Below are 21,642 nucleotides of genomic sequence, written 5' to 3' on the forward strand. Positions count from 1 at the left end.
CACCTCGGCATTCGCGGCTGGGACGCTCGTCCCGATACGATGCGGCAGTCAGAGCCCCGCACCGTCGGGGCTTCTCTCGCGTCACAGCGTCACTACGAACCTCGAGGGGTGCATCGCATGCCCGCAGTCGTCATCGTCGGAGCCCAGTGGGGTGACGAGGGCAAGGGCAAGGCCACCGACCTGCTCGGCAGCCGCGTCGACTACGTCGTCAAGTTCAACGGCGGCAACAACGCCGGCCACACCGTCGTCATCGGCGACGAGAAGTACGCCCTCCACCTGCTGCCGAGCGGCATCCTGTCGCCCGGGTGCACGCCGATCATCGGCAACGGCGTCGTGATCGACCTCGACGTCCTGTTCGAGGAGATCGACGCCCTCGAGGCGCGTGGCATCGACACGAGCGCCCTGCGCGTGAGCGCGAACGCCCACCTCATCGCCGACTACAACCGCACCCTCGACAAGGTGACGGAGCGCTTCCTCGGCAGCCGCAAGATCGGCACCACCGGGCGTGGCATCGGCCCCACCTACGCCGACAAGATGAACCGGCTGGGCGTGCGCGTGCAGGACCTCTTCGACGAGAAGATCCTGCGCGCCAAGGTCGAGGGCGCGCTCGAGCTGAAGAACCAGATGCTCACCAAGGTCTACAACCGTCGGGCGGTGAGCGTCGACGAGATCGTCGACCAGCTGCTCGTGCACGCCGAGCGGCTGCGGCCGATGGTCGCCGACACCGCGCTCGTGCTGCACGAGGCGCTGGACCGCGGCGAGACGGTGCTGCTCGAGGCCGGCCAGGCCACGCTCCTCGACGTCGACCACGGCACGTACCCCTTCGTCACGTCGTCGTCGGCCACCACCGGCGGCGCGTGCACCGGCTCGGGCATCGCGCCCACCCGGATCACCCGCGTCATCGGCATCGTCAAGGCGTACGCCACCCGCGTGGGGGAGGGTCCCTTCCCCACCGAGCTCTTCGACGAGGACGGCGAGCGCCTGCGCACCAACGGCGGCGAGTTCGGCACCACGACGGGCCGTCCGCGACGCTGCGGCTGGTACGACGCCCCGGTGGCGCGCTACGCGGCACGCATCAACGGCGTCACCGACTTCGTGCTCACGAAGCTCGACGTGCTCACCGGGTGGGACCGCATCCCCGTGTGCGTCGCCTACGACGTCGACGGCGAGCGGGTGGACGAGATGCCCACGACCCAGACCGGCTTCCACCACGCCAAGCCGATCTACGAGTACTTCGACGGCTGGACCGAGGACATCTCCGGCGCCCGGACCATGGACGACCTGCCCGAGGCGGCGCAGCGGTACGTGCGCGCCGTCGAGGCGATGTCGGGGGCGCGCATCTCCGCCGTCGGCGTCGGCCCGGACCGCGAGGAGACCGTGGTGCTGCACGACCTCCTGGAGGACGAGGCATGAGGACGCTGGTCGTCGGCACGGGCGGGCGCGAGCACGCCCTCGCCCTCGCGCTGTCCCGTGACCCGGGCGTGACCGAGGTGCACGCGGCCCCCGGGAACCCCGGCATCGCCGACGTCGCGAGCCTGCACGACGTCGACCCGCTCGACGGGGCGGCCGTGGCGGCGCTGGCCACCTCGCTGGGTGCCGACCTGGTGGTGGTGGGTCCCGAGGCGCCGCTGGTGGCCGGGGTCGCCGACGCCGTCCGCGACGCCGGCATCGCCTGCTTCGGCCCGTCGCGTGCCGCGGCGCAGCTGGAGGGCTCGAAGGCCTTCGCCAAGCAGGTCATGGCCGCCGCCGAGGTGCCCACCGCCCTGGCGCACGTCTGCGAGACGCCCGAGGAGGTCGTGGCCGCGCTCGACGCGTTCGGCCCGCCCTACGTCGTGAAGGACGACGCCCTCGCCGCCGGCAAGGGCGTGGTCGTCACCGAGGACCGCCAGGCCGCCGTCGCCCACGCGGCGGGGTGCGACCGCGTGGTCATCGAGGAGTTCCTCGACGGTCCGGAGGTCTCGCTCTTCGCCATCACCGACGGGGAGACGGTGCTGCCGCTGCTCCCCGCCCAGGACTTCAAGCGTGCCCTCGAGGGCGACGCCGGCCCGAACACCGGTGGCATGGGCGCCTACACGCCGCTCGACTGGACGCCCGAGGACCTCGTGGCCGAGGTCTCCCGTCGCGTGCTCGTGCCCACGGTCCAGGAGATGGCTCGTCGTGGCACCCCGTTCCAGGGTCTGCTCTACGCGGGACTGGCGCTCACGTCGCGCGGCGTGCGGGTCGTGGAGTTCAACGCGCGCTTCGGCGACCCCGAGACCCAGGCCATCCTCGCGCTGCTGCGCACGCCGCTGTCGTCGCTGCTGCACGGTGCCGCCACCGGGGAGCTCGCCTCCGTCGGCCTGCCGTCCTGGCGCGACGGCACCGCCGTCACGGTGGTCATGGCCTCCGCCGGCTACCCCGCCACCTCGAGCTCGGGCGACGTGATCCTGGGCGTCGGGGCGGCCGACGCCATCGACGGTGTCGACGTGATCCACGCGGGCACCGCGCTCGACGAGGACGGTCGGCTGGTCACCGCAGGCGGTCGCGTGCTGTCGGTCACCGGAGTGGGTGAGAACCTCGAGCACGCCCGCGACCGCGCCTACGCCGGGGTCGACGCGATCTCCTTCGAGGGCGCCCAGTTCCGCTCCGACATCGCCCTCGCCGCCCAGCGCGGCGAGATCGAGGTCTGACGGTCGGCCCGGCCTCCTGGTCGGGCTCCGGGACCGTGGTGAGCCGCGGGAGGCCGCGGTGGGAGGATGGCGTCCGTGACGACGCCCAACGTTCTGGCCCACCGCTACGCCTCGCCCGAGATCGCCCGCATCTGGTCGCCCGAGCACAAGATCGTGCTCGAGCGGCAGCTGTGGATCGCGGTGCTGAAGGCACAGCGCGACCTCGGGGTGGAGACGCCCGACGGCGTGATCGAGGCGTACGAGGCCGTGGTCGACCAGGTCGACCTCGCGTCGATCGCCGAGCGTGAGAAGGTCACCCGCCACGACGTGAAGGCCCGCATCGAGGAGTTCGCCGCGCTGGCCGGCAGCGAGCACATCCACAAGGGCATGACGTCGCGCGACCTCACCGAGAACGTCGAGCAGCTCCAGGTGCGTGCCTCGCTGCAGGTGCTGCGCTCGCGCGCGGTGGCGGCCCTGGCCCGCCTGGGGCGGCTCGCGGCCGAGCACGCGGAGCTGGTCATGGCCGGGCGCAGCCACAACGTCGCCGCGCAGGCCACCACGCTCGGCAAGCGCTTCGCCACCGCGGCCGACGAGCTGCTCACCGGCGTGGGCCGGCTCGACGACCTGCTGGCCCGGTACCCGCTGCGAGGCATCAAGGGTCCGGTCGGCACCGCCCAGGACCAGCTCGACCTCCTCGGTGGGGACCAGCAGGCGCTCGCCGACCTCGAGGGACGGATCGCCGCCCACCTCGGCTTCGACCGCGTGCTCACCAGCGTCGGCCAGGTGTACCCGCGCTCGCTCGACTACGACGTGGTGACCTCGCTGGCCCAGCTCGTGGCGGCCCCCTCCAACCTGGCCACCACGATCCGCCTGATGGCGGGCAACGAGCTGGTCACGGAGGGCTTCAAGCCCGGCCAGGTGGGCTCGAGCGCCATGCCGCACAAGATGAACACCCGCTCCTGCGAGCGCGTCAACGGCCTGGCCGTCATCGTCCGCGGGTACGTCTCGATGGTGGGCGAGCTGGCCGGTGACCAGTGGAACGAGGGCGACGTGTCGTGCTCGGTGGTCCGCCGGGTGGCGCTGCCCGACGCTTTCTACGCCGCCGACGGCCTGTTCGAGACGTTCCTGACGGTGCTCGACGAGTTCGGCGTCTTCCCGGCCGTCGTCCAGCGCGAGCTCGACCGCTACCTGCCGTTCCTCGCGACGACGAAGGTGCTCATGGCGGCGGTGCGGGCCGGTGTCGGCCGCGAGGTCGCCCACGAGGTCATCAAGGAGCACGCCGTGGGCGTCGCCCTCGAGATGCGCGAGAAGGGCGCGGCCCGCAACGAGCTCTTCGACCGCCTGGCCGCCGACGAGCGCCTGGCGCTCACCCAGCCCGACCTCGCGATGCTCGTCGCCGCGCCGCTGGAGTTCACCGGTGCGGCCACTGCCCAGGTGGCCGCCGTCGTCGCGCAGGTCGACGCCGTCGTCTCGGCAGATCCGGAGGCGGCTGCCTACGCGCCTGGCGCGATCCTGTGAGGCAGGCCGCCTCCGTGCGCGCGCAGCTCGGTCGTCTGCGCCGGGCCGTCGCGCGACGTGGTGGCGGCGCGCCTCCCACGGCACCGCGCGTTCCGGTGCGCCAGCGACTCGAGCTCGAGCTCGACGGCACCGTCCTGCGCATCACGGGGCGGCTGCGCGAGACGCACCGGGTCACCGGGCTGGTCGCCCGCTGGGGTCCAGCCGGCGACGAGTCGCAGGTCCGGGTGGCGTGCGTACCCAGCAGTGACTTCGACGTGGAGCTCGACCTCGCGTCGACCGACCTCGTGCCCGCCGACGCACGCTCGGTGGCGCTGTTCCTCGACACGAGGACCGCCGACGACCCGTCGCGCGAGCTGCGCCTCGGGCGAGCGGCGCAGATCGTCCGTCGCGGCACCGACGTCGGGGTCCCGGTCGCAGGCTCGAGGCGCTGGGTCCACCTGACGGCGAAGAGCACCGTGTCCATCGTCCTCGCGGACGTGTCGCCGTCGCAGCACAAGGTCGACTCCTTCTCGCTCACCGTGGCGGAGGGGCACGCCCAGGTGAAGGCGGACCTCGCGAGCTCCGACCAGCCGTTCGCCGCGGTCACGCTGCAGCTGCGCAACCGGCGCACCGGCGCGCAGGTCGCGGTGCCGCTCGACCCGGTCGCGGACACCGAGCGTGAGCGCGCGACCGGCCACTGGGTGGTCGCGGCCACCGGGACGATCCCTGTCGAGCGGTGCCGTGACGTCGTGCAGGACGCCGAGCAGATCGATGTCGTCCTTGCGGTCGCCCACCCGTCCGAGGCGGAGCCGGTCGACGTCCCCGTCCCGGAGTCGGCGCTGGGCGAGATGGCGCCCGAGCTGGTCGTCGTCGACGGCGCACGGGTCCACGTGCTGTCCACGTACGTGACATTCCGGGTCAAGCGGCTCGCGCTGTCCGTCCAGACGTACGACGCCGACGCCCACGCCCTGCTGACCCGACTGCGTCGCGTCGCCTGGGCGCTCTGGCTGGTCCGTCCATGGGCGCGGGTGTGGCTGGTCGGGGAGACGGGCGGCAGGGCGGACGACAACGGGTACCACTTCTTCGCGTGGGTGCGCGCGCACCACCCGCGACGTCGCGTCTACTTCGTCACCGACGCCGGCTCCGAGGGCCACGCGAGGGTGGCGCCACTCGGCCAGGTCGTGGTGCGGGGCTCTCGGCGGCACGTGTGGCTCGCCCTCGTGGCTTCCCGGTACCTCTACACCCACGGCGTGGGTGAGCTGCTGGCTGGGCGCGCCGACTGGGTGGTCAAGCGCTCCCGCGGACGCCGCGTCTTCCTGCAGCACGGCGTGACGGCGATGAAGAACGTGACGCGGCACTACGGACGACGACCCGCCCAGGGGCTCGCGTCCGACGTCGTGATCGCGTGCTCGCCGTTGGAGCGACGGATCTTCGTCGAGGACTACCTCTACGCGCCTCACCAGGTCGCCGTCACCGGGTTCGCCCGGTTCGACGCGCTGCTGGCCGACCCGCCCGAGCCCGACCGGTTGCTGCTCGTCATGCCGACGTGGCGCGACTGGTTGCGCAGTGCCGACGACCCGACGACGACGGACTACGTGCGCCAGTGGTACGACGTCCTCGACCACCCGCACCTGCGGCGTCAGCTCGAGGAGCGGGGCACGCGGGTCGTGCTCGTCCTCCACCCGAACGCCGCGATCGTCGCTGACCAGCTGGTGGCCGAGGGGGTCGAGGTCCGTGTGGCCGGCACGTTCGACCTGCAGGAGCTCCTGCGCCGTGCCTCCGTCCTGCTGACCGACTACTCCAGCGTGGCGTGGGACGCGGCGTTCCTGCGTCGGCCCGTGGGGTTCTTCCAGTTCGACCAGGCCCGCATGCTCGTCGGAGCACGCGGGCCGCACATCGACCTCGAGACCCAGCTGCCGGGTCCTGTGCTGCGCAGCGCCGACGAGACCGCGTCCTGGGTCGCGGCGGCGCTCGAGAGCGGTGCGGGCATGGATCCGCAGATGGTCGACCGTGCGGACCGCTTCCTCCAGCACCGCGACACCGGGGCCTGCGGACGCATCTACGACGTGGTCCGACGACGCGCACGCTGGCGTGACCGGGTGTGGCGGTTCCGTGCCGACCACCGCGCCGGCTACGACCGCTTCCGCGCCGGCCCGCACTACGTCCGGCTCGCCCGCGCCGTGTTCGGCCTCGCCGCGAGGCTGCCGCGGCGCGACCTGGTCGTCTTCGAGAGTGACCGCGGTGCCCGCTACGGCGACAGCCCACGGGCGATCTTCGAGCACCTCCAGGCGCGCGGGTCGACCGCGGAGCTCGTCTACGTCTCCTACACCCCGGTCCGGCTGGCCGAAGGTCCCGGGCGCAAGGTCGGCCGCTTCACCCTCGAGTACTTCTGGCTGCTCGGCCGCGCGAGGTACTGGGTCACGAACCAGAATCTCCCCGAGCTCGTCGAGACGCCCCGCGGCACGACGTACGTCCAGACGTGGCACGGCACCCCGCTGAAGAAGATGCAGCACGACGTCGAGCGGATGGCCGGGCGCGGCGACGACTACCACGAGAAGGCTGCGCACCTCACCCGTCAGTGGGACGTGCTGGTCTCGCCCAGTCCGTACGCGAGCGCCTGCTTCGAGAGCGCCTTCAGGTTCGAGGGACGGATGCTCGAGACGGGCTACCCCCGCAACGACGCGCTGGTGGGGGCCGACGCGCAGGAGCGCCGGGCGCTCGTCCGGAGGCGCCTGGGTGTCGCAGAGGACCGACTGCTCGTGCTCTACGCCCCCACCTTCCGCGACGACCAGCGCGTCGGTGCCTACTGGCGCCAGGACCTGGAGATCGACCTCGACCGCTGGCGCGAGGAGCTCGGCGCGACGGCGACGCTCGCGGTGCGCTTCCACAACCTCGTCCGGGAGCGGCCGAGCCTGCAGGAGCACGCCGACGTGGCTCTCGACGTCAGCAGGTATCCCGACACCCAGGAGCTTCTGCTGGCGTCCGACGTCCTCGTGACCGACTACAGCTCCGTCATGTTCGACTACAGCATCCTCGCCCGGCCGATGGTGTTCCTCGCGTCCGACCTCGACCACTACCAGCGGGAGCTGAGGGGGTTCTACCTCGATCTCGAGGTCGAGGCGCCGGGTCCGGTGGTCCGCAGCGGTGAGGCCCTGCTGGAGGTCCTGCGTGACGTCCCTGGCCTGAGGACGGCGTGGGCCGAGCGGCTCGCGCAGTTCCGAGCGACCTACGCCCCCTGGGACGACGGCGCTGCCGCGTCCCGCGTCGTCGACCACGTGATGTCGGACGTCCTGGCGGACTGACGTCCCGGGTCCGCTGTCGGACCATCCGGCTCTCAGGACCTAGGCTGTCGCCGTGCCTCTCGACGTCCCCGGTGCCCTGCACCTGCACTCCGGCAAGGTCCGCGACCTCTACGAGCTCGAGTCGGGCCACCTGCTCATGGTGGCGTCGGACCGGATCTCGGCCTACGACTTCGTGCTGAGCCCCGGCATCCCCGACAAGGGCGAGATCCTCACCCGCATGTCGCTGTGGTGGTTCGACCAGCTGGCCGACATCGTGCCGCACCACGTGGTCTCCACCCAGGTGCCCGAGCGGGTGCGTGGTCGCGCGCTCGTCGTCGAGAAGCTCGACATGTACCCGGTCGAGTGCGTGGTCCGTGGCTACCTGACCGGCTCCGGCCTCGCCGACTACCAGGCCACCGGCCAGGTGTGCGGCGTGCCGCTCCCGGACGGCCTGGTCGACGGGTCGCGCCTGCCGGAGCCGATCTTCACCCCCGCCTCGAAGGCCGAGCTGGGCGACCACGACGAGAACATCGACTTCGAGGCGGTCGTCGACCTCGTGGGGTCCGAGGTCGCCGAGCGGCTGCGCGACCTGACGCTCGCCGTGTACGCCCGCGCCGAGCGGGTGGCCCGCACCCGCGGCATCATCCTGGCCGACACCAAGCTCGAGTTCGGGGCCCGGCCCGACGGCACCATCGTGCTCGCCGACGAGGTCCTCACGCCCGACTCCTCGCGCTTCTGGCCGGCCGAGACCTACCAGCCGGGCCGTGCCCAGTCGTCGTTCGACAAGCAGTTCGTGCGGGACTGGCTCACCACCGAGTCGGGCTGGGACCGGGCGAGCGACACGCCGCCCCCGACGCTCCCGGCCGAGGTCGTGGAGCGGACCCGCGAGCGCTACGTACAGGCGTACGAGCAGCTCACAGGCTCCCGCTTCTGACGGCCGGTCGAGGCGCGTTCCGGGTGGGAGTCGCGTACTCGCGGTATCCGAGCGCTGGGTACTGTGGGTGACGTCGCACACACCCCCTGACCCGAGGAGCCGTCGTGGCCAATCTCGCCGCCCTGCTGGAGACCACCACCGAGAAGTACGCCGACCGGACGGCGATCGTCTTCGGCGACACCCGCCTGAACTACGCGCAGGTGAACGGTGCGGCCAACCAGGTGGCGAACCTGCTCGTGTCGCGGGGCGTCCAGCCGGGCGACAAGGTGGCGCTCTCGTGCCCGAACCTTCCGTACTTCACGATCATCTACTTCGGCATCCTCAAGGCAGGCGCCACGGTCGTTCCGCTGAACGTGCTGCTGCGCGGTCGTGAGGTCGCCTACCACCTCGACGACTCCGACGCGGTGGCCTACTTCGCGTTCGAGGGCACGCCGGACCTGCCGATCGGCGAGGCCGCGTGGGAGGGCTTCCAGGCGGTCGACGGCTGCAAGGACTTCTTCCTCATCAAGCTCGACTCCGCCGCCCCGGAGCCCATGGAGGCGCCCGAGTTCTACGCCCCGCTCGTGGCGCAGCAGCCGCCCACGTTCGAGACGGTCGAGCGCGACGACGACGACACCGCGGTCATCCTCTACACGTCGGGCACCACGGGCCAGCCCAAGGGCGCGGAGCTGCGGCACCGCAACATGCGCGACAACGCGCTGGCCGGCGCCGACCTGTTCGGCGCCGACGAGTCCAACCCCGACACCTACCTGTGCGTCCTGCCGCTGTTCCACTCCTTCGGGCAGACCTGCATCCAGAACGGTGCGGTGGCGTTCGGCGGCACCGTGGTCATGCTGCCGCGCTTCGAGGCGCAGGCGGCCCTCGGGCTCATGCTGAAGGAGCAGGTCACCTACTTCGCCGGCGTCCCCACCATGTACTGGGGCCTGCTGGGCGCGCTCGACGACAGCGTCGACGTCGGGACCATCGCGAAGAACCTGCGGGTCGCCGCAGCCGGCGGCTCGGCGCTCCCTGTCGACATCCACCGCCAGTTCTCCGAGCGCTTCGGGGTGACGATCCTCGAGGGCTACGGCCTGTCGGAGACGTCGCCCGTCGCGTCGTTCGCCCGCTACGGCGAGGAGCCGCGCGTCGGCTCCATCGGCGTGCCGATCCCCGGCGTGGAGATGAAGCTCATCGACGACGAGTGGAACGACGTGCCCGACGACGTCCAGGAGGACGGCAAGTCCGCGGTGGGCGAGATCGCCATCAAGGGCCACAACGTCATGAAGGGCTACTACGACCGTCCCGAGGCCACCGAGGAGGCCATCCACGACGGCTGGTTCCGCTCGGGCGACCTCGCGCGCAAGGACGCCGACGGCTTCTACTACATCGTCGACCGCAGCAAGGACATGATCATCCGCGGTGGCTTCAACGTGTACCCGCGTGAGCTCGAGGAGGTGCTGATCTCGCACCCGGCCGTCTCGCTGGTCGCCGTCATCGGCGTCCCCCACGAGTCGCACGGCGAGGAGATCAAGGCCGTGGTCGTCAAGGAGAAGGACCACGACGACGTCTCCGAGGCCGACCTCGTGGCGTGGGGCAAGGAGCAGTTCGCGGCCTACAAGTACCCGCGCATCGTGGAGTTCCGCGACGAGCTGCCGATGACCGCGACCGGCAAGATCCTCAAGCGCGAGATCTGAGCCCAGCTCGACCGATGATGTGCGACGGCCGGGTCCGGGGAGGCCCGGGCCCGGCCGTCCGCTCGTCCCTCGCTAGCGCAGCCCGAAGATCGGGGGGAGGGCGAGCAGCATGGTGAGCGACCACGTGCAGTGCGTGAGGACCGGCGCGAGGATGCCTCCCGAGGCGCGGCGCTGCAGTCCTACGACCACGCCGAGCAGGATCGCGGCGAACGCGAGCATCACGTTGCCCGTGGCGAGCGTCGCGACGGTGTAGGCCACGGTCGTCCAGACGACCGGGTGCCGGGGGATCGCGGCGTACGCGGCGCCGCGGAAGAACAGCTCCTCCGCCACGCCGTTGACGGCGGTGACGACGACGAGCACCGGCAACGTGCCCTCGGTCGCGAACCCCAGCACCTTCTCGACCTGGTCGGACAGCAGCGGGATGTCCCGCACGACGAGAGCGCCCACGACGAACACGCCCGCGAGCGCCAGACCGAGGGCGATGGGTTGCACGACGGGGCGGACGAGGCCGTCCTCGTCGTCGGGGTCGTCGGTGACGATGTGCCCCAGGTGGAGCCGACCGGACGCGAAGGCGCCGATGGTCCAGACCGCGGCGAGCCCGAACGTGAGCGGGTAGAACCACGGGCTGCCGGGCTCGACGCGCAACGAGATGGCGAGCACGACGGCGCCGAGCACCACGACACCGGCGGTCACCCACTGGCGCCGCCGGAGCGCCGCGGGCGACATGCGGTGGTCGCGGGACACGACCTCCCGCAGGGAGCGGTCGACCCAGCGTCGGCCCGGGTAGCTGCGCGTCACGGCGGGCTCAGCCGCGCGGCTCGAAGCCGGCGACGACCGCGGCCATGTCGTCGTCACCGTGCCCGGCGTCGGAGGCGGCGGCGAAGCGGTCGCGCACGGACGCCAGGAGCGACGTGTCCATGACGTCCGCACCGGCGTCGAGCATGAGCGAGAGGTCCTTCACGACGCCGTCGACCGCGAAGGACGGCGTGAGGTCGTCGGCGAGGATCGCACGACCCTTCACATGGGCGTAGGGGGTGTCCACGGCCGTGCCTTCGATCGCCTCGAGGAAGAGGCCGGGGTCGACGCCCTGGACCCGTGCCAGCGTCAGCGCCTGCGCAGCGGCGGCGGTGAGCGAGGCGACCCAGGAGTTGCAGGCCAGCTTGAGGGCACTGGCCTGCCCGGCGGAGTCGCCGACGACGAGCGTGCGCGACCCGATGGCATCGAGCACGGGACGCGCCGCCGCGAGCGCCTCCTCGGGTCCGGAGGCGAGCACGGTCAGTGCACCGTCGGCGGCGGGCTTCTTCGTGCCGAGGACCGGGGCGTCGACGAGCACCCGGTCGTGCCGCTCGGCGAGGTCGTGCAGCCGGCGCGCGCCCTCGGGACCCACGGTCGCGGTCTGCAGCCACACGGCGGAGGGAGCAGACCCCGCCAGGGCCTGCTCCAGCACCTCCTGCACGGATGCCTCGTCGAACAGGGAGACCACGACCACGTCGGCGTCGGCGACCGCCTCGGCAGCGGTCGCGGCCACCTCGGCGCCATGGTCCCGCAACGGCTCGGACTTCTCCGGGCTCCGGTTCCAGACGGTCGTCACGAGGCCGGCTCGCAGGACCGACGCGGCCATCCCGGCGCCCATGGCACCGAGCCCGATCACACTCACGCGCATGTCCCGACCGTACGTCGGACAGCGCGGTGGTGCCGAGTGAGAGGGTCGGGCCAGGACGCCGATAGGATGCCCACATGGCCCGCATCATCGTCGACGTCATGCCCAAGCCCGAGATCCTCGACCCGCAGGGCAAGGCCGTCCACGGCGCCCTTCCGCGGCTCGGTTTCGAGGGTGTCACCGACGTCCGCCAGGGCAAACGCTTCGAGCTCGAGGTCGACGCGGCCGACGAGCCCACACTGGCCGAGGTCGAGAAGATCGCCGGGACGCTGCTGTCCAACCCGGTCATCGAGGACTTCACCGTCCGCGTCGAGGGCTGAGGGCCCACCCATGAGGAGCACGCCATGAAGATCGGCATCGTCACGTTCCCGGGGTCGCTCGACGACGTCGACGCACGCCGAGCCGTGCGCCTGGCCGGTGGTGAGGCGGTCGCACTCTGGCACGGCGACCACGACCTGCAGGGCGTCGACGCGGTCATCCTGCCCGGCGGCTTCTCCTACGGCGACTACCTGCGCTGCGGCGCCATCGCCCGGTTCGCCCCGGTGATGACCGAGGTCGTGGCGGCGGCCCAGGGCGGCATGCCCGTCCTCGGCATCTGCAACGGCTTCCAGATCCTCTGCGAGTCGCACCTGCTGCCCGGCGCGCTCATCCGTAACGACCACCGCACCTTCATCTGCCGCGACCAGGTCCTGTCGGTCGAGAACGCCGACAGCGCGTGGACCACCGACTTCACGGCCGGCCAGCACATCACCATCCCGCTCAAGAACGGTGAGGGTGGCTTCGTGGCCGACCAGGCCACGCTCGACCGGCTCGAGGGGGAGGGCCAGGTCGTCTTCCGCTACGTCGGCACCAACCCGAACGGGTCGTTGCGCGACATCGCGGGCATCACCAACGAGCGCGGCAACGTCGTGGGGCTCATGCCCCACCCCGAGCACGCCGTCGAGGACCTCTGTGGCCCCGGCACCGACGGCCTCGGCTTCTTCACCTCGGCCGTCAGGGCGCTCACCAGCGCATGAGCCTGCCCGTCGGCTGGTCCGTCGTCCTGCTCGTCACGGCAGCCTGGAACCTGTTCATCTGGCCGCAGTTCTGGCGTCGGGTGACCAAGGACGGCCGCGCCCGCGACGAGCAGGGCCGGCCCACGGCGTTCTTCCGCGTGCACGCGGTGCTGATCGGTGTCTCGCTCGCGCTCGGCGTCGCCGTGGGCGTGCTCGGGCTGCTGACCCTGCTCTGACCGGCGCGCGGCGCCGTCATGACTAGGGTGGGTGGCATGGAACGCCGCACCTACGTGCTCGTCGACGGGGAGAACATCGACGCGACCCTCGGTCAGTCGATCTTCGGCCGTCGCCCCCACCCCCACGAGCGCCCTCGGTGGGACCGGGTGCTCGCGTTCGCCGAGTCCACGTGGGACCAGCCCGCCCAGGGCCTGTTCTTCATCGCCGCGAACGGCGACGTGCCCATGTCGTTCGTGCAGGCGCTCACCGCCATGGACTACCGGCCCGTCCTGCTGTCGGGCACGCCCGACCAGAAGGTCGTCGACATCGCCATCCAGCGCACCCTCGAGGAGCTGGCCCGGCGCGACGCCGACGTCATGCTCGCGAGCAACGACGGCGACTTCGTCCCGCAGCTCGGCGCCCTCGTGGGCACCCGCAAGGTCGGTCTGCTCGCGTTCCGCGAGATGCGCAGCAGCGCCTTCGTCCCGCTCATCGAGCGCGGGCTCGAGTTCCACGACCTCGAGTACGACGTGCACGCCTTCAACGAGGAGCTCCCGCGCATCCGCGTGGTGCCGATCGACGAGTTCGACCCGGCTCAGTTCCTGTAGGCAGCCGGTGCTCCTCGCCTGCTGCTGAGTCGCTCGGCGGGGGCTTCGTCCTGCGGCTGCGTCGCTCGGCTGGGTCTTCGCCTGCTGCTGAGTCGCTGGGGTGGGCTTCGCCCGCTGCTACGTCGCTGTGGCTGCGAATCGACCTGCGCTCCGAAAGGGCCTCGACCGGCGGGCGGGTACGGGCTCGGGCGAGCTCTCGGAGCGCGGCTCGGGGGACGCAAGATTCTGCGTTCGTGCGCGAAGGGTCGAAGGATGCTGCGTTTGCTACGGGAACCGGTGCCGAACGCAGCATCGTTCGGGTTTCTGCACGCGAAGGCAGAATCTTGCGTCCGACGGGGCGACTCGCGCGGCGGGTGGGCAGGGATTCTCCCTTCTCGTGGACCGTTCCACGCGAAGGGAGAATCACTGCCCTCCAGGTCCCCATTTCGTCGCCACAGTTCTTCCTTCGCGAGGCACGGTCCACACAAAGGAAGAATCATGCGTGGATCCCGCACAGATGAAGAATCGTGGCCGCGCCCCGCAGACCCAGCCGACCCGGACCCGCTGCTCCGGTCGAGGCCCTTTCGGGGACCGACCCGGCTCGTAGCCACAGCGACGCAGCCGCAGGAGAACTCGTAGCCACAGCGACGCAGTATCAGGAGAACTCGAAGCCACAGCGACGCAGCAGCGAGTGCGAACCCGACCGCGCGCCGCAGACCCAATCAGGACGAGGATCCCGCTCCGGTCGAGGCCCTTTCGAAGACCAGCCCCGCCCAGGAGTCGCACCGACGCAGCCGCAGGGCGACGCTCGGCGACCACGGAGAAGCGAGCCGGGTGACGCAGGGCACGGGAGCGGAAGCGCCGGCCGCGGGTCCTCGGCTGCTAGGCTGGAGGTCCACGGGAGCCCCGGAACGTTCGGAGGGCCTCCCCCTCCTTGCTCGAACAGGCCGCGTCATCCGACGCAGAGCGGTTCGAGCCACCCAACGTCTGAGAGTTCTGTGAACCAGCCTTCTGGCAGCCCTGTGCTGTCCACCCGTCCCACCCCTGCCCTGACGTCGTTCAACGACCTCGGCCTCCCCTCCTCGCTCGTCAAGGCGCTCGCCCGTGAAGGCATCGTCGAGCCCACCCCGATCCAGCAGGCCGTCCTGCCGTCAGCGCTCGCCGGGCGCAACGTGCTCGGCCGCGCCCGCACCGGATCGGGCAAGACCCTGTCCTTCGGCCTGCCCGTTCTCGACCAGCTGGCCGGCGGCACCCGCCGTCCGAAGGCGCCGCGCGGCCTCATCCTGGTGCCCACCCGTGAGCTGGCCACCCAGGTCCAGCGCGCCCTGGCGCCGCTGGCGGCACCGCTGCACCTGCGCATCATGACCGTGCTCGGCGGCACCCCGATCAACAAGCAGATCCACCAGCTGCGCGACGGCGTCGACCTCGTGGTCGCCACCCCAGGTCGCCTCGCCGACCTCGTCGACCGCCGCGCGTGCACCCTCGACCACGTCGAGATCACGGTGCTCGACGAGGCCGACCACCTCTGCGACCTCGGCTTCTTCAAGCCGGTCGACGCCCTCGTGGCCATGACCCGCCAGGGCAGCCAGCGGCTGCTGCTGTCGGCCACCCTCGACGGCGACGTCGACCGTCTGGTGCGTCGTCACCTCCCGCAGCACGACCTGCACGAGATCGAGTCCGCGCAGGAGACCGAGATGCGCATGGACCACCACGTGCTCGTCAGCTCGCGCACCGAGAAGCTGGCGACCGCGGCGCGGCTGCTCGCCGACAACCCCCGCACCATCGTGTTCGCCCGTACCCGCCGCGGAGCCACGCGCCTCGCGCGTCAGCTCACCACGGCCGGCATCGAGGCGGTCGACCTGCACGGCGACCTCAACCAGGCCAAGCGCGAGCGCAACCTGGCCCGCTTCAGCAAGGGTGCGGCCGACGTCATCGTCGCGACCGACATCGCCGCCCGCGGCATCCACGTCGACGACGTGAAGCTGGTCGTCCACTACGACGTGCCGGCCGAGCACAAGGCGTACACGCACCGCTCCGGTCGTACCGCCCGCGCGGGTGAGGCAGGCACCGTCATCACGATGACCACGCGCGAGGACCTGCGCGACGTCGTCCAGCTGCAGGCCAAGGCCGGCGTCACCGCTCGCCAGCACGATGCCGCCACGGCACCGAAGCCGCTGACGCCCGAGGCGCTCGCCGCCAGCGGCATCCTGCCCGAGCGCACGTCGGGCGGAGCCGGACACCGTGCGGGTTCCGGATCCGGTCGTGGTGGCCAGGGCCGAGGCGGACAGAACCGTGGTGGTGGCCAGAGCCGGTCGCCGCGCGGCGGTGGCCAGGGCCGCCCCGCCGGCCAGGGTCGCTCTGCCGGCCAGGGTCGCCCCGGCGGCAACCGTCGCCGCAGCGGCGGTGGACAGGCCCGCTCGGCCTCCTGACGTCCGCGAGACCGGCCCCGGTCGTCTGCCTCACCGGCAGGCGGCCGGGGCCTCTCGCATCAGCGCCTCGGTACGACCACGTTGCGGTTGGTGGTCTTCTGACCAGCGGTCGTCGTGACCGTCTGCGCGGTGCTCTGCGTGGCGGCGTCCTGGAACCACCGGTCGCGGTAGCGCGCCTGGTCGTCGGGTGAGACCTCGACCTGCCAGCTGCCGGCCGGCAGGTCGATCGCACGCCACACGCCCTTGGTGGTGTAGGCGCGGGTGAACTCCGACGGATCGCCCACGCGGTGGATCAGCGCGATGCCCTCGACCAGCGCACCCTGGGCGTTGGTGACCCGGCCGATGATCTGCGCCGACCGGTCGACGAAGGTCCGACGGGGGACCGACGCCGACTGCGCGATGCCCACGGACACCGGCGTGACGTGCAGGCAGGACGGGTTGGCGTCACCCTCCGAGACCTTCTCGCGGCTGCCGTCGTGGCAGATGTCGAAGAAGTTGTGCGTCTTGTCGGTGTAGGTGAGGCGGTAGTCGCCACGCGGCAGCCCCTTCACCCGGAACGTGCCGTCGGACTGGACCGGCACGGTGGTGGGGTAGACGACCTGGTCGTCGGCCGCGGGTCCGCGGGTGGGAGCGTCGGCCTCGGCCACCTGGCCCTCCACGAGGACCTCGGCGTGGCTGGGCTGCGCACCGTTCGCGAACGCGACCCGACCGCTGATCGTCGACGCGCGGCGGGCGGTGATGTTCCGGGTGACGGTCGAGCCCGTGACCGGCTCGACGATCCGCCAGCCCGCGACCAGGTCGAGGTCGGGGTCGTCGTACCAGAGCTCGTAGCGGGCGTCCTTCACCACGGTCGCCGGTCGGAAGCTGAAGGCGCCCCGCGTGGTCGTGGTGGTGGTCGCGATGGTGGCGTAGCTGTCCCCGGAGTCCGGGTCGCGCAGCATCAGCCGGACCTTGACGCCGGGCTGCCACTCGCCGGCAGCGGCGATCGCACCCTTGACGATCGTCGTGGTCGCGGCCTCGGCCGGCGGTGCCGTGACCGAACCGGCCGCGACCAGGCCGCCGGCCAGGCTGAGGGTGGCGAGGAGGGCGACGAGGCGCCCTGCTCGGAGACGGATGTTCATGGTTCCTCCCGATGGTTGGTGGGTGACATCCACCAGATGCACGGTGGCCCCGGAAAGTTGTCCGCGGACGGCGAGGAGTCAGTCGCGGGGGCTCGTCCAGGCCTTCGACGGGTAGCCGGTGTCGAAGTGCATGTAGTCGGCGACGTCGATGTTCTGCCAGATCCAGCCCTCGTCCTCGAAGAGCCGGACGGTCGCGTCGTCGGCCAGGATCTTCCCGGGGGCCGGAGTCCGCTCGGCGTGGGTGGCGCGCGGTGACCAGCAGCGGCAGCGCAGGTCCATCCAGGGGTTGAGGTCGGGGTTGATGTCGATCGCGCGGCCGTTCGCGTGCGGCGACTGCAGCACCGGTGCGTTGATCTGGTCCGGGCGGCGGCAGTTGTACGCGGAGGTGTTGTTGGCCTGCAGGCTCTTCAACGTGTCACCGTCGAAGGCCTCGACCGGGTCCATGCGCTCGATCGGGAAGCCGCGCTCGTGCAGCGTGACGAAGATGCGGCCGAGGCTCCCGACGACGTCGCGGTTCGCCACCAGCACCCCTCGGCGGTCCATGCCCTCGAAGTCGACGTAGGTGACCTCCAGCTCGCGCAGGTCGTCGCGGTCGACGGGGCACCCGGGCCGCCAGGCACCGGTGCGGACCATCGCCGCCCACCGCGCGTCGGAGACCTCGCCGACCGTCGGCGCCGTGGGGGTCGGGGTCGGGGTCGGGGTCGGCGTCGGCGCGGTCTCGGTCTCCGCGGGCGCGCTCGTCGGCGTCGGCGTGCGCGTGGCCGGCGCGTCGTCCGCTCGGTCCGGCCCGGAGCAGCCGACCAGCACGGACGTCGCCAGCACGACGACGGTCAGGACGAGGACGGCCAGGACGCCGGGGGAGCGGTGCGAAGGTCGCGACACCCGACCACGGTAGTGCGGGATCGCCCCCGCCGGGGGTCGGTCCTCGCGCGGGAGCCGCGCGAGCGGTGGCTACGCTGCGGCCATGCTGACGGCGTCCACCCTGCGCGGCCGCATGGTCCTGCTCGGGCCGGCCTTCGTGGCAGCGGTCGCCTACGTCGACCCCGGCAACGTGGCCACCAACGTCACCGCCGGGGCCCAGTTCGGCTACACGCTGGTGTGGGTCGTGGTGCTCGCGAACGTGATGGCCGTGCTGGTGCAGTACCTCTCGGCGAAGCTGGGGCTGGTCACGCAGGCGTCGCTCGCCACCCACGTCGGGCAGCGGCTGCGTCGGGGTCCACGCCTGGCGTACTGGGTGCAGGCCGAGGCGATCGCGATCGCCACGGACCTCGCCGAGGTGGTGGGGGGCGCGATCGCGCTGTACCTGCTGTTCGACCTGCCGCTCGTGGTCGGCGCCGTGCTGACGGCAGGGGTCTCGTTGCTCGTGCTCAGGATCGGCGACGCCCGCGGGCAGGGTGCGCTCGAGCGCACGATCCTCGGGTTCCTCGCGATGATCGCCGTCGGGTTCGTGGCCGGCCTCGTCGTCAACCCACCGGCCGCGTCGGAGGTGGCCGGTGGCCTCGTGCCGACGTTCGCGGGCGCCGAGAGCGTGCTGCTCGCGTCGGGGATCATCGGCGCCACGGTGATGCCTCACGTCATCTACCTGCACTCGGGGCTCACGTCGGGCCGGCTCGGCGCACGGGGCCGCGAGGTGTCGGTGGCCGGGCTGCTGCGCGCCACGCGGACCGACGTCGTGCTCGCGCTGCTGCTCGCCGGTGTCCTCAACCTGTCGCTGCTGCTCGTCGCCGCGGCAGGCCTGCAGGGTCTGCCGGGCACCGACACCTTGACGGGGGTGCACGCGCTCGTCACGTCGGAGCTCGGGGCGGGGGTGGCGCTGCTGTTCGCAGTGGCCCTGCTCGGGTCCGGCCTCGCCTCGACGGCCGTGGGGGCGGCCGCGGGCGCGGAGGTCATGCAGGGTCTGCTCGGGATCCGTGTGCCGCTGCTGCTGCGGCGGGTGGTGACGGTGATCCCGGCCCTGGTCGTGCTCGTGCTCGGCATCGACCCGAGCCGTGCCCTGGTCGTGTCGCAGGTGGTGCTGTCGTTGGGCATTCCGTTCGCGCTCGTGCCCCTCGTGCGCCTCACCGCGAGCAGGTCCGTGATGGGCGAGCACGTGAACCGAGTGGCCACCACGGTGGCGGCGTGCGCCGTGGCGGCCGTCGTGATCGCGCTCAACCTCTCCCTCCTGGTGCTCACCTTCACGTGATCCGCTCTGCGACCCCCGGAGGCGTTCCCCGGCGGGGCAGCGCGGCCTCTGGCATCATCGCGAGTCATGTCTCTCCCGCTCGTCCCGCGCGTCCGCGTGCCCCGTGACCTCGCAGGGGCGGCGGTGAACCTGCGGGACAAGGCGCAGGGACGTCGCATCGCCGACCTGCGGCCGACCCCGCGCACGCTCATCAAGGTGACGGAGCACGCCAGCCTCTTCCGCTACGACCCGTACCCGGGCCTCGAGCAGCACGGCGAGCCGCTGCTGTTCGTCCCGCCCCTCGCGGCGCCGGCGCTGGCCTTCGACCTGCGCCGCGGGTGCAGCGTGGTGGAGTACTTCGTGCAGCAGGGACGTCCCGTGTACCTGGTCGACTACGGACCGGTCAGCTTCGAGCACCGCGAGCTCGGCATCGAGCACTGGGTGGACACGGTGATCCCGCAGGCGGTCCGCCACGTCCACGCCGACGCCGGCGACCGGCCGGTCCACATGGCGGGCTGGTCGCTGGGTGGGATCTTCACCATCTTCACGGCCGCGTCCGATCCGTCCCTGCCGCTGGCGTCGGCCACGGCGGTCGCCTCGCCCTTCGACCTGACCCAGGTGCCGCTGATCGCGATCACGCGTCCGGTCAACGCGGTCGCGAGCGGCCTGGTCAGTGCCGCGTACCGCACGCTCGGCGGGGTGCCGGCCCCTCTGACCCGTCTGGGGTTCCAGATCTCGGCGATCGACAAGTACCTGACGAAGCCGATCTCGATGCTCACGCATGCGGACGACCGCGACTTCCTCGCCCAGCTCGAGGCGGTGGACCGGTTCACCGACAACATGTACGCCTACCCGGGGCGCACGTTCGGGCAGCTGTACCACGTGGTGGTGCGCAGCAACGCGCTCGCGACCGGCGTCGTGGAGCTGGGCGGCCGCTCGATCGAGCTGGCCCGGATCGACGTTCCCGTCCTCGTGGTGGCCGGGCTGGGCGACACGCTCGCGCCGACCGGGGCCGTCAGCCACCTCGTGGACCTGCTCACGGGATCGCCCGACGTGCAGCTCGTCCAGGCGCCCGGGGGTCACCTGGGCGTGCTCACCGGACGAGCCGCGCGTCGGACGTCGTGGCCCGCCATGGAGGGCTTCTACGCCCGGCACGACACCGACTGACACCGCCCTCGGGTCGCGCCGCGTGGTCGGTCCCGGGGCGTAGGCTCGGAGCGTGCCCGAGATGCCCGAGGTCGACGCGCTCGTGGTCTTCCTGCGTGAACGAGCCGTGGGTGCCGTCCTGGCCGACGTCGAGCTGGCGTCGTTCGCCGTGCTCAAGACGTTCGACCCGCCCGTCTCGGCCCTCGCCGGGCTCCAGGTCACGGGTGTGCACCGGCACGGCAAGTTCGTCGACCTCGACGTCGACGGCCTGCACCTCGTGATCCACCTGGCCAAGGCGGGCTGGCTGCGCTGGTCCGACCACCTCACCGACAAGCGCCTCAAGATGGGTGCCGGCCCTCTCGCCGCGCGGGTCCGGCTCGACCACGGCGACGGACCCCACGTCGGCTTCGACGTCACGGAGGCCGGCACCCGCAAGGGCCTCGCGCTGTACGCGGTGCGCGACCCGCAGGACGTGCCAGGCATCGCGGCTCTGGGCCCCGACCCCCTCGCCGAGGGCTTCTCGGTGGCGCCCCTGCTCGAGGGCCGACGCATGCAGGTCAAGAGGTTCCTGCGCGACCAGAAGATCGTGGCCGGCATCGGCAACGCCTACAGCGACGAGATCCTGCACGCCGCGAAGCTGTCGCCGTTCGCGCTCGCCTCCGAGCTCGACGCCGAGGAGGTCGGTCGGCTCGACGCCGCGATCGCGTCGGTGCTCGCCGAGGCGATGGCCGAGGCGCACGGCAAGCCCGCCTCGGAGCTCAAGGACTCCAAGCGCTCCCGCATGCGCGTGCACGGCCGGGCCGGCGAGGTGTGCCCGGTCTGCGGGGACACGGTTGCCGAGGTCGTCTTTGCCGACTCCTCGCTGCAGTACTGCCCCACCTGCCAGACCGGGGGCAAGCCGCTCAAGGACCGGTCCACGAGCAAGTTCCTCAAGTAGGCGGGCTCTCCCGGTTCGGGCCCGTCCTGCGGCTGCGTCGGTCGAGTGGGCCTCGTCCTGCGGCTGCGTGGCTCGAGGTGGGCCTCGCCCTACGGCTGCGTCGGTCGGGGTGGCCCACTCCTGCGGCTGCGTCGCCGCGGCTGCGAGTCGGGTCGGTCTCCGAGAGGGCCTGGACCGGCGGACGGGTCCGGGCTCGGCCGGGCTCTCGGAGCGCGGCTCCGGGGACGCAGGATTCTGCGTTCGTGAGGGAGAGGGCGGAGGATGCTGCGTTCTCTACGGGATCCCGTCACCAACGCAGCATCGTTGGGGCTTCAGCGCGTGAAGGCAGAATCCTGCGTCCACCGGGGGCGTCTCGTG

Annotated in this window: 17 protein-coding genes and 1 pseudogene; 14 read left to right on the plus strand and 4 right to left on the minus strand. The window is 71.9% G+C overall.

The genetic code is table 11. The features are described from left to right. Positions 1 to 117 precede the first annotated feature (117 nt). From ASF37_RS15565 to ASF37_RS15590, 6 genes and pseudogenes are all read left to right on the plus strand, one after another. The gene (locus ASF37_RS15565) at positions 118 to 1,413 is read left to right on the plus strand and encodes an adenylosuccinate synthase (RefSeq protein WP_056552695.1); all 1,296 of its coding nucleotides are present in this window, start codon (positions 118 to 120) and stop codon (positions 1,411 to 1,413) included. Further along, on the plus strand, positions 1,410 to 2,669 hold the full coding sequence (gene purD, locus ASF37_RS15570) for a phosphoribosylamine--glycine ligase (protein WP_056581580.1): 1,260 nt from the start codon (positions 1,410 to 1,412) through the stop codon (positions 2,667 to 2,669). The genes ASF37_RS15565 and purD overlap by 4 nt, the downstream gene beginning before the upstream one ends. 66 nt (positions 2,670 to 2,735) lie before the next feature. Beyond that, positions 2,736 to 4,166, plus strand: a complete 1,431-nt coding sequence (gene purB / locus ASF37_RS15575; RefSeq protein WP_055969466.1) for an adenylosuccinate lyase — start codon at positions 2,736 to 2,738, stop codon at positions 4,164 to 4,166. 14 nt (positions 4,167 to 4,180) lie between these two features. Then, the gene (locus tag ASF37_RS15580; protein WP_156368226.1) at positions 4,181 to 7,447 is read left to right on the plus strand and encodes a CDP-glycerol glycerophosphotransferase family protein; all 3,267 of its coding nucleotides are present in this window, start codon (positions 4,181 to 4,183) and stop codon (positions 7,445 to 7,447) included. 52 nt (positions 7,448 to 7,499) lie between these two features. Continuing rightward, positions 7,500 to 8,348, plus strand: a pseudogene (locus tag ASF37_RS15585) (phosphoribosylaminoimidazolesuccinocarboxamide synthase); the annotation flags it as partial. Between the two features lie 116 nt (positions 8,349 to 8,464). Next, positions 8,465 to 10,033 carry a long-chain fatty acid--CoA ligase gene (locus ASF37_RS15590; RefSeq protein WP_056581586.1) on the plus strand — a complete coding sequence of 523 codons (1,569 nt, stop codon included), beginning with the start codon at positions 8,465 to 8,467 and terminating at the stop codon, positions 10,031 to 10,033. A 72-nt stretch (positions 10,034 to 10,105) separates the two neighbouring features. Here the strand turns inward: ASF37_RS15590 and ASF37_RS15595 are convergent, their stop codons facing one another. Next, positions 10,106 to 10,831 carry a CPBP family intramembrane glutamic endopeptidase gene (locus ASF37_RS15595; protein WP_055969454.1) on the minus strand — a complete coding sequence of 242 codons (726 nt, stop codon included), beginning with the start codon at positions 10,829 to 10,831 and terminating at the stop codon, positions 10,106 to 10,108. Positions 10,832 to 10,838: 7 nt separating this feature from the next. Further along, the gene (locus ASF37_RS15600; RefSeq protein WP_156368227.1) at positions 10,839 to 11,696 is read right to left on the minus strand and encodes an NAD(P)-dependent oxidoreductase; all 858 of its coding nucleotides are present in this window, start codon (positions 11,694 to 11,696) and stop codon (positions 10,839 to 10,841) included. Positions 11,697 to 11,770: 74 nt separating this feature from the next. Here ASF37_RS15600 and purS point away from each other — a divergent pair, with 74 nt between their 5' ends. From purS to ASF37_RS15625, 5 genes are all read left to right on the plus strand, one after another. After that, positions 11,771 to 12,013, plus strand: coding sequence for a phosphoribosylformylglycinamidine synthase subunit PurS (purS, locus tag ASF37_RS15605; protein WP_055969451.1), 243 nt, complete (start codon positions 11,771 to 11,773; stop codon positions 12,011 to 12,013). A 24-nt stretch (positions 12,014 to 12,037) separates the two neighbouring features. Continuing rightward, complete coding sequence (purQ, locus tag ASF37_RS15610; RefSeq protein ID WP_056581588.1) at positions 12,038 to 12,709, plus strand: phosphoribosylformylglycinamidine synthase subunit PurQ; 672 nt, start codon at positions 12,038 to 12,040, stop codon at positions 12,707 to 12,709. Next, entirely contained in the window at positions 12,706 to 12,924 is a 219-nt protein-coding gene (locus ASF37_RS15615) for an SCO4848 family membrane protein (RefSeq protein ID WP_055969445.1), read from the plus strand. Before purQ ends, ASF37_RS15615 begins: the two co-directional genes overlap by 4 nt. 36 nt (positions 12,925 to 12,960) lie before the next feature. Further along, complete coding sequence (locus ASF37_RS15620; RefSeq protein ID WP_055969442.1) at positions 12,961 to 13,512, plus strand: NYN domain-containing protein; 552 nt, start codon at positions 12,961 to 12,963, stop codon at positions 13,510 to 13,512. A gap of 1,001 nt (positions 13,513 to 14,513) precedes the next feature. Continuing rightward, positions 14,514 to 15,920, plus strand: a complete 1,407-nt coding sequence (locus tag ASF37_RS15625; RefSeq protein ID WP_235499169.1) for a DEAD/DEAH box helicase — start codon at positions 14,514 to 14,516, stop codon at positions 15,918 to 15,920. A 59-nt stretch (positions 15,921 to 15,979) separates the two neighbouring features. On the opposite strand, the gene ASF37_RS15630 is transcribed toward ASF37_RS15625, so the two are convergent. Next, entirely contained in the window at positions 15,980 to 17,041 is a 1,062-nt protein-coding gene (locus ASF37_RS15630; protein ID WP_056581593.1) for a hypothetical protein, read from the minus strand. Between the two features lie 78 nt (positions 17,042 to 17,119). Then, a complete protein-coding gene (locus tag ASF37_RS15635) occupies positions 17,120 to 17,923 on the minus strand; it encodes a M15 family metallopeptidase (RefSeq protein WP_235500014.1) in 804 nt (267 codons plus the stop codon). A gap of 82 nt (positions 17,924 to 18,005) precedes the next feature. Between ASF37_RS15635 and ASF37_RS15640 the strand changes: the two genes are divergently transcribed. From ASF37_RS15640 to ASF37_RS15650, 3 genes are all read left to right on the plus strand, one after another. Further along, positions 18,006 to 19,223: an Nramp family divalent metal transporter gene (locus ASF37_RS15640; protein WP_056574694.1), complete on the plus strand. Its 1,218-nt coding sequence runs from the start codon at positions 18,006 to 18,008 to the stop codon at positions 19,221 to 19,223. A gap of 66 nt (positions 19,224 to 19,289) precedes the next feature. Next, entirely contained in the window at positions 19,290 to 20,369 is a 1,080-nt protein-coding gene (locus tag ASF37_RS15645; RefSeq protein ID WP_056574691.1) for an alpha/beta hydrolase, read from the plus strand. A 52-nt stretch (positions 20,370 to 20,421) separates the two neighbouring features. Further along, positions 20,422 to 21,285, plus strand: a complete 864-nt coding sequence (locus ASF37_RS15650) for an Fpg/Nei family DNA glycosylase (protein ID WP_055969428.1) — start codon at positions 20,422 to 20,424, stop codon at positions 21,283 to 21,285. Positions 21,286 to 21,642: the final 357 nt, after the last annotated feature.

Source organism: Aeromicrobium sp. Leaf289, assembly GCF_001423335.1.
Taxonomy (GTDB): Bacteria; Actinomycetota; Actinomycetes; order Propionibacteriales; family Nocardioidaceae; genus Aeromicrobium.